The following is a 9,046-nucleotide window of genomic DNA, read 5'->3' as shown; positions in this document are numbered from 1 at the left end:
AGGAAATCGTTATGGAGATAATCAGAGCAAAAACAGCCGGGTTCTGCTTCGGCGTAGACCGGGCGGTTAAATTGACCTATGATCTTTTGGAACAGGGGCACAAAGTGGCAACACTTGGCCCGCTGATCCATAATCCGCAGTGTGTGGCGGACCTTGAGGCAAAGGGCGCGGTGACAGTGGATGACGCGGCGGATCTGCCGGCAGGTTTTGAAGTTGTCATCCGAAGCCATGGTGTTCCGGCGTCTGTGTATGAGAGCCTGCGGGCACAGGGAGCTGTGGTGCACGATGCGACCTGTCCCTTTGTGGCAAAAATTCATCGTCTGGCACAGCGTGCCGGAGAAGAGGGAAAACCGCTTTTGGTGGCGGGTGACAGTACGCATCCGGAAGTTGTTGGAATCGTGGGGCATACCACCGGACCGGTTTTTGTTTTTTCAAATTTGGAAGAACTGGAACGCTTAAATTTGCCAGAAATTTCCAAAAATGGAGGATTTGTGGTTGCGCAAACCACTTTTGAAGCAAAAAAATGGCGGGAATGTGTAGAGTTTCTCAAAAAAGTCTATACAAATCTCGAGATATTTGATACAATATGTAATGCTACATGGGCGAGGCAGCACGAGGCAGAGTGTTTGGCCAGACAGTGCGATCTGATGATCATCATTGGCGGTCGGCATTCTTCCAATACCCAAAAGCTGGTCACAGTGGCAGGGCACTACACAAAAGCGGTTTCCATTGAGACCGCAGCCGAACTGCAAAAAGGTTGGTTTGATGGAGTGCAGAAAGTCGGTGTGACCGCGGGTGCGTCTACACCGTCGTCTATTATTGAGGAGGTACTGAGCAGTATGAGCGAGGAAATTCGTGAAGAGGAACTGAGCTTTGAGGAGATGATCGACGCTTCCTTGAAGCCGATTTACAACGGAAAGGTCGTCAAGGGCATTGTCACCGCTGTGGCTCCCAGCGAGATCCAGGTTGACATCGGCACGAAGCAGACTGGTTTCGTCAAGCTTGAGGAACTCACTAATGACCCTTCTGCCAAGGCGGAAGATCTGGTCAAGAAAGGTGACGAGCTCGACCTCATTGTGACGAAAGTGAACGACCAGGAAGGCATCGTCTACCTGTCCAAAAAGCGTTTTGATGAGAACAAGGGCAAAGAAGAAGTGGCTGCTGCTGTGGAAAGCGGTGAGATCATGGACGGTTATGTCACCGAGGCAAACTCCGGCGGTTTGGTTGCGCTGGTGAAAAATGTCCGCGTGTTCATTCCCCGTTCTCAGGCCACGTTGCGTCACAGCGAGGATTACACCGCGCTGGTGAAACAGAATGTGAAACTGAAAATCAAACAGTGCGAGGGTCGTCACATTGTGGGTTCCATCCGCGAAGTGCTGGCGGAAGAGGCCGACAAGAAGCGCGAGGCGTTCTGGAGCGACGTTGAGATCGGCAAGAAATATACCGGCGTTGTCAAGAGCCTGACCAATTACGGCGCGTTTGTTGACATCGGTGGTGTGGACGGGCTGGTACATATCAGCGAGCTGTCCTGGAACCGCATCAAACATCCTTCTGAGGTTGTGAATGTGGGCGACACCATCGAGGTTTATGTGAAAGATCTGGATACGGAGAACAAGAAGGTTTCTCTGGGCTACAAGAAGGCTGAGGACAATCCTTGGGAGAAATTCAAAGCCGAGTATCCCATTGGCAGCGAGTTCACGGCTCCGGTTGTTTCCATCACCAAGTTTGGTGCGTTTGTACGCATCCTGCCCGGTGTGGATGGACTGGTACACATCAGCGAGATTTCTCGCGAGCGCGTGGAGAAAGTTCCCGATGTGCTCAGCGTGGGTCAGGAAGTTCGCGTGAAACTGATCGACGTAGATTATGACAAAAAGCGCATCAGCCTTTCCATGAAGGCGCTGCTGGCGGATGACGCGGCTGAAGAAGCTGAAGAGACCGAGGCGGAGTAAAATGCAAGTAGAAACGGCAGACTGTTGAAAGCAGTCTGCCGTTTTTTGTCGCTCACAGGTTGTCCGGATAATGCTGCTGTCAGGTGCATATACTGTCAGTGTGACAAGTTTGGCAGAAGGGGAAGAGCGGATGAAAAACAGAATTTGGGTGTTCGGCATATTGGCGGCATGGATCTTGCTGTTGACGGGGTGCGGAGAAATTGTGCGAGAACCGGCATCTATCTGGTCGGACGGTGTAAACTTGGACGGGTGTTCTACAGTGAGCGGGACAGTGCTGGATGCCTCGTCAAAAAGTTTGTTCCTCCGTGCGGATGACGGCAGAGAATACGTGTTTTCTCTGCTGGGGGCCACCATCAAAGTGCAGGACCATCTTCAGGCGGACCAGCATGTGAAAGTCTTTTATTCTTTTTCTGCTGGAGAAACGGAATTGAAGGAGTCCAACAGCAAGCATGCACAGGTCGAATACATTTGCGAGGAAGGACCTGAATAGAAAGGCGTTCAGCGGGACGAACGTCCTTTTTCTTTTAAACTGCGACAAAAAAGCTGTTCATCCCACCCAGTTTTTGGTATACTGAAAAAGAATTCGGATGAGGGGAGGCAGCGGCAATGGCGAAGCGGCGGCAGGGCGACCGGCTGAAATATGTGGCAAATTTGACCGCATTAGCGGCGTGGGTCTATCTGGGAAGCACCGCTTTGCTGCGCCTGGGCGCTGAAAAATTGTTTGGCTTTTTCCATGCGAGCGCAACGCTGGACAATCCGATCGCTGTTCCCGAATGGATTTTGGGAATCTGCAATTTGATCCTGCCGGCGGCGGGCCTGATTCTGGCCTTTGGAATGATGAAGGCGGCGGTGCGCAACAGTTCCATGCGTTTGCATATTTCTTTCGATTTGCCGCGAAAAGGTGAACTGTGGCTGTTTGTGCCGGTGTTTTTGGGCATCAGTCTGGCATGCAGCCTGGGGACCAGTACGCTTCAGCGTTTTTTGGAATCGTATACTTCATATCAGACGCCGGAGAGCGTCCGCCTTCCAAAGAGTGGCTTTGCTATGCTGCTTTATTTTCTTGGAATCTGCGTGATTCCCGCAATTTTTGAGGAGCTGTTTGTGCGCGGTGCGGTGCAGAAGCTGTTGTCTCATTGGGGAGCCTGGTTTTCCATTGTTGTTTCTTCCGTGCTTTTTTCTCTTTTGCATCAGGACATTGCGCAGATGCCGGCAACGTTTGTGGCGTCTGTGCTGATGGGACTGGCTGCTTACTGTACGGGATCGCTTGCCGCCGGAATGGTGGTGCATCTGGCCAACAATACCATGTCCTTTTGCTTTTTGTATGCCACGCAAAAGCTGGACGGTGTTTCGGCGTTTGGTCTGACGGTTTATCTGACCATGATTTTCTGTGGCGCGGCCGTTGGCTGTGCAGTGGTGATTCACCGCAAAAAGCTGATGCGTCTGTTTAAGCCGATCCCGCGTGTGTATGACCCCAAAAACCGTCAGAGTCGATTGGAGCGGCTGCTTACTTCTCCTTTGTTTTTACTTACTTTTGTGGGTCTGGCGATTCGGGCGGCATTGCCGTTGTTCGGCTGAGGAGAGAATAGAAAATGGATGATGTTTCATTGATGCGTGCTGCGCTGGAACAGGCGCGCATTGCGGCAGATTTGGGAGAGGTCCCGGTGGGAGCGGTGATTGCCAAGGATGGAGAGATCATCGCGCGCGCCCACAATACACGAGAGACGGAGAAAAATGCCACGCACCATGCCGAGCTTCTGGCAATTGATGAGGCGTGCAGAAAATTGGGCGGATGGCGGCTTTGGCAATGTGAGCTTTTTGTGACGCTGGAACCGTGCCCCATGTGCACAGGCGCGATCATCAACAGCCGGTTGAAGCGTGTGGTGTATGGCGCGAAAGATGAAAAAGCGGGCTGCTGCGGCAGCGTGACCAATTTGTTTGAAATGCCTTTCAACCACAAACCGGTTTTGGAGAGCGGTCTCCTGGAAGAGGAGTGCGCGGCGCTGCTCCGTGCGTTTTTTGAAAGACTTCGATTGCAGCGCAAGAGAGGAGATAAGCCCAAATGGAAAAAACCGCAGTAGTTACAGGTGCTTCCCGCGGAATTGGCGCTGCCATTGCCACGGCTTTGGGGGCTGATGGATACCGGGTGGCTGTTTGCTATCGCAGTCAAAGAGAAAAGGCTGAAGCAGTGTGCCGGGCGATTGTAGCAAACGGGGGGACGGCGGTTCCTTTTCAGGTGAATGTGGCGGAAGAGGAAAGTGTGCAGCGGTTGTTTCGTCAGGTTCGCGAAACGTTGGGGCCAACGGAGATTCTGATTAACAACGCGGGGATAGCACAGCAAAAGCTGTTTTCCGATTTGAGCACGTCCGAGTGGGATGAGATGTTTGCGGTTCATGTTCGTGGCGCCTTTTTGTGCTGCCGGGAAGCTCTGCCTGAGATGATCCGGCGCAAATGGGGAAGAATCGTCAATCTTTCCTCCATGTGGGGACAAGTAGGCGCTTCCTGCGAGGTGCATTACTCCGCGGCCAAAGCGGCGCTGATTGGCATGACAAAGGCGCTGGCGCAGGAGGAAGGCCCGAGTGGGATCACGGTCAACTGCGTTGCGCCGGGCGCGGTGGAAACGGATATGATGCGTTCTTTTTCGCAGGAGGATAAAGCGGTGCTGGCGGATGAAACGCCGCTCTGCCGCCTGGGAACACCGGAGGACGTGGCACAGGCGGTGCGCTTCCTTGTGTCGCCGGCAGCTTCCTTTATTACCGGGCAGGTGCTGGGCGTGAATGGCGGCTTCGTGATATAGCTTGAAACAAGGCTTGCCAAAGACGTCCCTTTGGGGTATGATAACAACGATATTGAAAAAAGGAGCTGAAGTCTCAATGAATATTTCGAAAGAGCTGACCATGGGTGAACTGCTGCGCACAGCGCAGGATAACGGTGTTTATGAAGCGGTTGTCAACGTGCTGCTGAGCGCGGGAATGCACTGCATCGGCTGCCCGTCGCACCAGTTTGAAACGCTGGAAGAGGCTTGCTATGTGCACGGCATTGACTCTGCGGAGCTGGTTTCCAAACTGGAGGCAGCCGTTGGTTGATCAGGTTCCGGTTCTGGATGCGCGCCTGTCTGCTGCGGCCGCTTTTGTGCGGCCGGGCAGCACGGTAGCGGATATTGGCTGCGATCATGGAAAACTGTCAGCTTATCTGGCGGCGGCGAAAAACTGCCAGGTGATCGCGGCGGATATACGCCCGGCGCCTCTCGCACGTGCGCGGGAAACAATGCTTCGGTATGGTTGTGCGCAGCGTGTGGAGTGCAGATTGGGAGACGGCCTCTCCGTGCTTTCGGCGGGGGAGGTTCAGACGGTTGTGATTGCCGGGGTTTCGGGGATCACGGCGTGTGATATTGTTGAGGCGTGTCCGTTTCCATTGGAAATCGGCACGCGTTTTATTTTCGTGCCTCCAACCAAGCATGCGCATTTGCGCGGCTGGCTTTGGTCGCACGGCTTTTCATTGATCGACGAGACACCGGTGCTGGCAGCCGGACGGGTTTATACAGTGATGTGCTGGGAGTATACGGCTAAACCGGAAACGCACGATGCGTTTGCGTGCGCGGTGGGAAAGGCGGCCAAGCGGACAGAGGCGGCAGCGGCTTATTTGGGGCATGTGGCGCTTCTGGCGCGCAAGTATGCGCGGGGTGTCAAGGAGCCGGACCGGCAGGCGGATATCCTGGTATTGGCGAGCCGTATAGAACAGGAGGCAAGAAAATGCAGCGTGTGACCATGACGGAGGTTTATGAGGAAATCGGCCGCTGGGCCCCGTGGGACACAGCGGAAGAGTGGGACAATGTAGGCGTTCTGGTGCAGGGGCCGGACGAAGTCGTCACGGGTATATGCTGCATGCTGGATATTACACCGGAAGCTGTTGCGTGGGCGGCTGAAAAAGGATGCAACCTGGTTCTGTCGCATCATCCGGTGATTTTTCGTCCGATGAAGAAATTGTCGCGCGAAAGTGTTCCGGCTGTTTTGGTTCGGAATGGGGTCACCGCTTTGTGCGCCCATACCAATCTGGATAAGGCGCGGGGCGGCGTGTGTGAAACGCTGGCGCAACAACTCGGTCTGCGGAATATCCGTCCCGGTGAGGATTTCCTGTATTTTGGGGAACTGGAACAGCCGATGCCGCTGGCACAGTGGGCGGCGCACGTGCGAGACTCGCTGGGTACATCGGTTGCCTGGACGGGAGAAGAGAGAACGGTTCGGACGGTAGCGGTTGTATCAGGTGCCGGCGGAGATTTTTGGCCGCAGGCACAGGCGGCTGGTGCAGACTGCTTGGTGACTGGAGAGATGAGCCATCACGAGGCACTGGATGCACAGCAGGCGGGCATGGCGGCGGTTGCGGCCACACATTACGGCACGGAAAAATGGATCGTGCCGGTGATGGCGGCGCGTCTGCACAAGCTGTTCCCGGAATTGCCGGTCTATGAATGGGATCGCCCGGAGCAGGGCGAATCCCATGATCCCTTTCAATATGAAACGAACTGAGAAGGAGAAGAGCGATGGCTTTGGATGCGGCTACCCTGTCTTTGACGGGAAGAGAGCTGGACGCGCGTTTGAAAGATGCGCGTATTGATAAAATTTTCGAGCCGACGCGGGATGAAGTGGTGCTGAATCTGCGTACGCGGACGGAGAACTTTCGGCTCTTTTTGTCTGCGCGTTCCGGTTCTGCGCGCGCATGCATCACCCAGGAGACGTTTGAGAATCCGGCAGTGCCGCCTTCGTTCTGCATGCTTCTGCGCAAGCATTTCACGGGCGGACGTCTGCTTTGTGTGCGCGGAATCCCCGACGAACGTATCCTGTTTTTTGATTTTCAGTGCACCAATGAAATGGGCGATACGGTGATCAACACCATTGCGGCGGAATTGATGGGGAGATACTCCAATCTGGTTTTGATTCAAAAAGAGAACAAAGCCAATCCCGCACAGGAAGGAAAAATCATCGATGCGTTGAAACGGGTGGACTTTGAGGACAGTGAGGTGCGGCAGTTGTTGCCGGGACTTCTTTATCAGCTTCCGCCCAAGCCTGTAAAGGCTTCGTTTTTGGATACGAGCGCAGTGGGTGTTGTGGCGGCGGTGACACAGAAGGAACTTCCGGTGGCGCAGGCGTTGATCAAAGTCACCGGCGGTGTGGGGCCGGTTGTTTGCCGCGAGGCGGCTTACCGGGCCTTTGGCCCCGATGAGAAAATCGGAACGGAACTGAATGAAGAGGAAAAGATGGCGTTGGTAAAGACCATCGAGCAGATTCAGACGCTGTATCGGCAGGGTGGAAGTCCCTGCGCTGTGCTTGTGGATGGCCGCCCTGTGGAGTTCAGTTTTTTGCCGTTGACGCAGTATGGCACACAGGCAGAGCATAAAACTTATGCCAGCTATTCGGCTCTGCTGGAAGGATATTACGCGGAAAAAGACAAGGCGGAACGACTGCGGCAAAAAAGTCGGGAACTGGCTAAAACCGTGCACAATCTCTATGAACGTGCTGTTCGCAAAGCGGCGGCCCGCCGTGAGGAACAGGCGCAAAGCGAGGCTTCGGATCAACTGCGAATTTACGGAGAATTATTGAGCGCGAATTTGTGGGCGATTCAGAAAGGCGCGCGGCAGGTGACGGTGACCAACTATTATGATGGAACGGATGTGACGATTCCTCTGGATGTGCGTCTTTCACCCAGTGCCAATGCGCAGAAATATTTTAAGGATTATAAAAAGAAGCAGACAGCAGCGCGCATGCTGAAGGATTTGATTGCGCAAAGCGATGCGGAGATTGCGTATCTGGAAACAGTTCGCTATGAGGTGGAAGCGGCGCAGGGCGAAGCGGCTCTGGGGGAGATCCGCCTGGAACTGAAAAATCAGGGTTATCTGAAGTATTACAAGCTGCGGGATAAAAAACAGAAGCCGGCGGATTTCCTCCGTTACCGTTCCGGCGATGGGTTTGAAATCCTGGTGGGGCGAAATAATACGCAGAACGATCGTCTGACGCTGAAGACGGCCCGGGGGCGAGACTGGTGGTTCCATGTGAAAAATGCTCCCGGCAGTCATGTGGTGGTCCTCAGTGAAGGAAAAGAAGTGCCGGACCGTACCAAGACCGAGGCGGCAATGCTGGCGGTTGTGCATTCCAGTCAGTCGGCTGGGGCAAAGGTGGCGGTGGACTATACCCAGGTGCGGAATGTGTGGAAGGCCAATGGTGCGAAACCGGGAATGGTTTTGTATGACACATACGAGACGACTTATATTACAGTAGAGGAACAGGCGCTTCCCGCCGCGGTCAAGTAAAAAGCGCAGGCGCAGTTTTAACTTGACCGGCCGAATTTTGTGATTTGTGCAGGCAAACAAATTTTCAGAAAAAATTTCAGTAATTTCTTAAAAAACCCTTGCATTCTGCGAGGGTTTTTGCTATTATAATTAGGCGACTGCGAGTGCCCTGCATCTTCGCAGGGCAAAGATATGCGATGACGCGGGAGGTTGCCGTGCTCAGCCACGGGTTTTTCCGCCGAGTATGTCCGATCATTAGAACCGGGCGAACAAATACTGATGCGAAGGGTCAAGTTTGTGTGAGTTACTCCGCACAAACCAATGTCCATGTACTTTGCGGTAAGTGTGTCCGGGCGAACTGCACAGCGGTTCACCGGCTTTTCTGATGCAAAGGCGTGAAACACACGGCTCAGTGTTCAGTGTTTACAAAGCCCCCCTAAACAAATTTTATAGGAGGCGAAAGAAATGGCAGTCAAGGAGAAAATCAGGATTCGTTTGAAGAGCTACGATGCCACGATCATCGACAATGCGGCAGAGAAGATCGTCGAAACCGCCCGCCGTACCGGCGCCCGCGTTTCCGGCCCCATCCCTCTTCCCACTGAAAAAGAGGTCGTCACCATCCTGCGCGCTGTGCATAAGTACAAAGACAGCCGCGAGCAGTTCGAAATGCGCACTCACAAGCGTCTGATCGACATCCTGAAACCGTCCAACAAGACGGTCGAGGCTCTCACGAGCCTGCAGCTCCCCGCCGGCGTTGATATCGAGATCAAGCTGTAATTCTTCTGTAAAAGGAAGATAATGCAGCAGGGCTCTCTCA

The 9,046-nt window shown here is 53.9% G+C and carries 10 protein-coding genes; all 10 read left to right on the top strand.

Annotation, left to right across the window (positions count from 1 at the left end; all coding sequences use genetic code 11):
* Positions 1 to 11: 11 nt before the first annotated feature.
* The gene (locus tag WMO24_RS11120) at positions 12 to 1,949 is read left to right on the top strand and encodes a bifunctional 4-hydroxy-3-methylbut-2-enyl diphosphate reductase/30S ribosomal protein S1 (protein ID WP_349216510.1); all 1,938 of its coding nucleotides are present in this window, start codon (positions 12 to 14) and stop codon (positions 1,947 to 1,949) included.
* Positions 1,950 to 2,079: 130 nt separating this feature from the next.
* The gene (locus WMO24_RS11115) at positions 2,080 to 2,439 is read left to right on the top strand and encodes a hypothetical protein (RefSeq protein ID WP_349216509.1); all 360 of its coding nucleotides are present in this window, start codon (positions 2,080 to 2,082) and stop codon (positions 2,437 to 2,439) included.
* A gap of 116 nt (positions 2,440 to 2,555) precedes the next feature.
* Entirely contained in the window at positions 2,556 to 3,524 is a 969-nt protein-coding gene (locus WMO24_RS11110) for a CPBP family intramembrane glutamic endopeptidase (protein WP_349216508.1), read from the top strand.
* A gap of 14 nt (positions 3,525 to 3,538) precedes the next feature.
* Positions 3,539 to 4,027: a nucleoside deaminase gene (locus tag WMO24_RS11105; protein ID WP_349216507.1), complete on the top strand. Its 489-nt coding sequence runs from the start codon at positions 3,539 to 3,541 to the stop codon at positions 4,025 to 4,027.
* Entirely contained in the window at positions 4,009 to 4,743 is a 735-nt protein-coding gene (ymfI, locus tag WMO24_RS11100) for an elongation factor P 5-aminopentanone reductase (RefSeq protein WP_349216506.1), read from the top strand. Before WMO24_RS11105 ends, ymfI begins: the two co-directional genes overlap by 19 nt.
* Before the next feature lie 76 nt (positions 4,744 to 4,819).
* Positions 4,820 to 5,032: a DUF1858 domain-containing protein gene (locus WMO24_RS11095; protein ID WP_349216505.1), complete on the top strand. Its 213-nt coding sequence runs from the start codon at positions 4,820 to 4,822 to the stop codon at positions 5,030 to 5,032.
* Positions 5,025 to 5,711, top strand: coding sequence for a class I SAM-dependent methyltransferase (locus WMO24_RS11090; RefSeq protein ID WP_349216504.1), 687 nt, complete (start codon positions 5,025 to 5,027; stop codon positions 5,709 to 5,711). Before WMO24_RS11095 ends, WMO24_RS11090 begins: the two co-directional genes overlap by 8 nt.
* A complete protein-coding gene (locus WMO24_RS11085) occupies positions 5,699 to 6,472 on the top strand; it encodes a Nif3-like dinuclear metal center hexameric protein (RefSeq protein WP_349216503.1) in 774 nt (257 codons plus the stop codon). Before WMO24_RS11090 ends, WMO24_RS11085 begins: the two co-directional genes overlap by 13 nt.
* Positions 6,473 to 6,486: 14 nt before the next feature.
* Complete coding sequence (locus WMO24_RS11080; RefSeq protein ID WP_349216502.1) at positions 6,487 to 8,250, top strand: Rqc2 family fibronectin-binding protein; 1,764 nt, start codon at positions 6,487 to 6,489, stop codon at positions 8,248 to 8,250.
* Positions 8,251 to 8,694: 444 nt separating this feature from the next.
* Entirely contained in the window at positions 8,695 to 9,006 is a 312-nt protein-coding gene (gene rpsJ, locus WMO24_RS11075) for a 30S ribosomal protein S10 (RefSeq protein WP_349216501.1), read from the top strand.
* Positions 9,007 to 9,046: the final 40 nt, after the last annotated feature.

This window comes from Ruthenibacterium intestinale (genome assembly GCF_040096265.1).
In the GTDB taxonomy this organism is placed as follows: domain Bacteria; phylum Bacillota; class Clostridia; order Oscillospirales; family Ruminococcaceae; genus Ruthenibacterium; species Ruthenibacterium komagatae.
The sequence above is the reverse complement of the archived record's forward strand: the minus strand, read 5'-3'. Positions and strand labels throughout refer to the sequence as shown.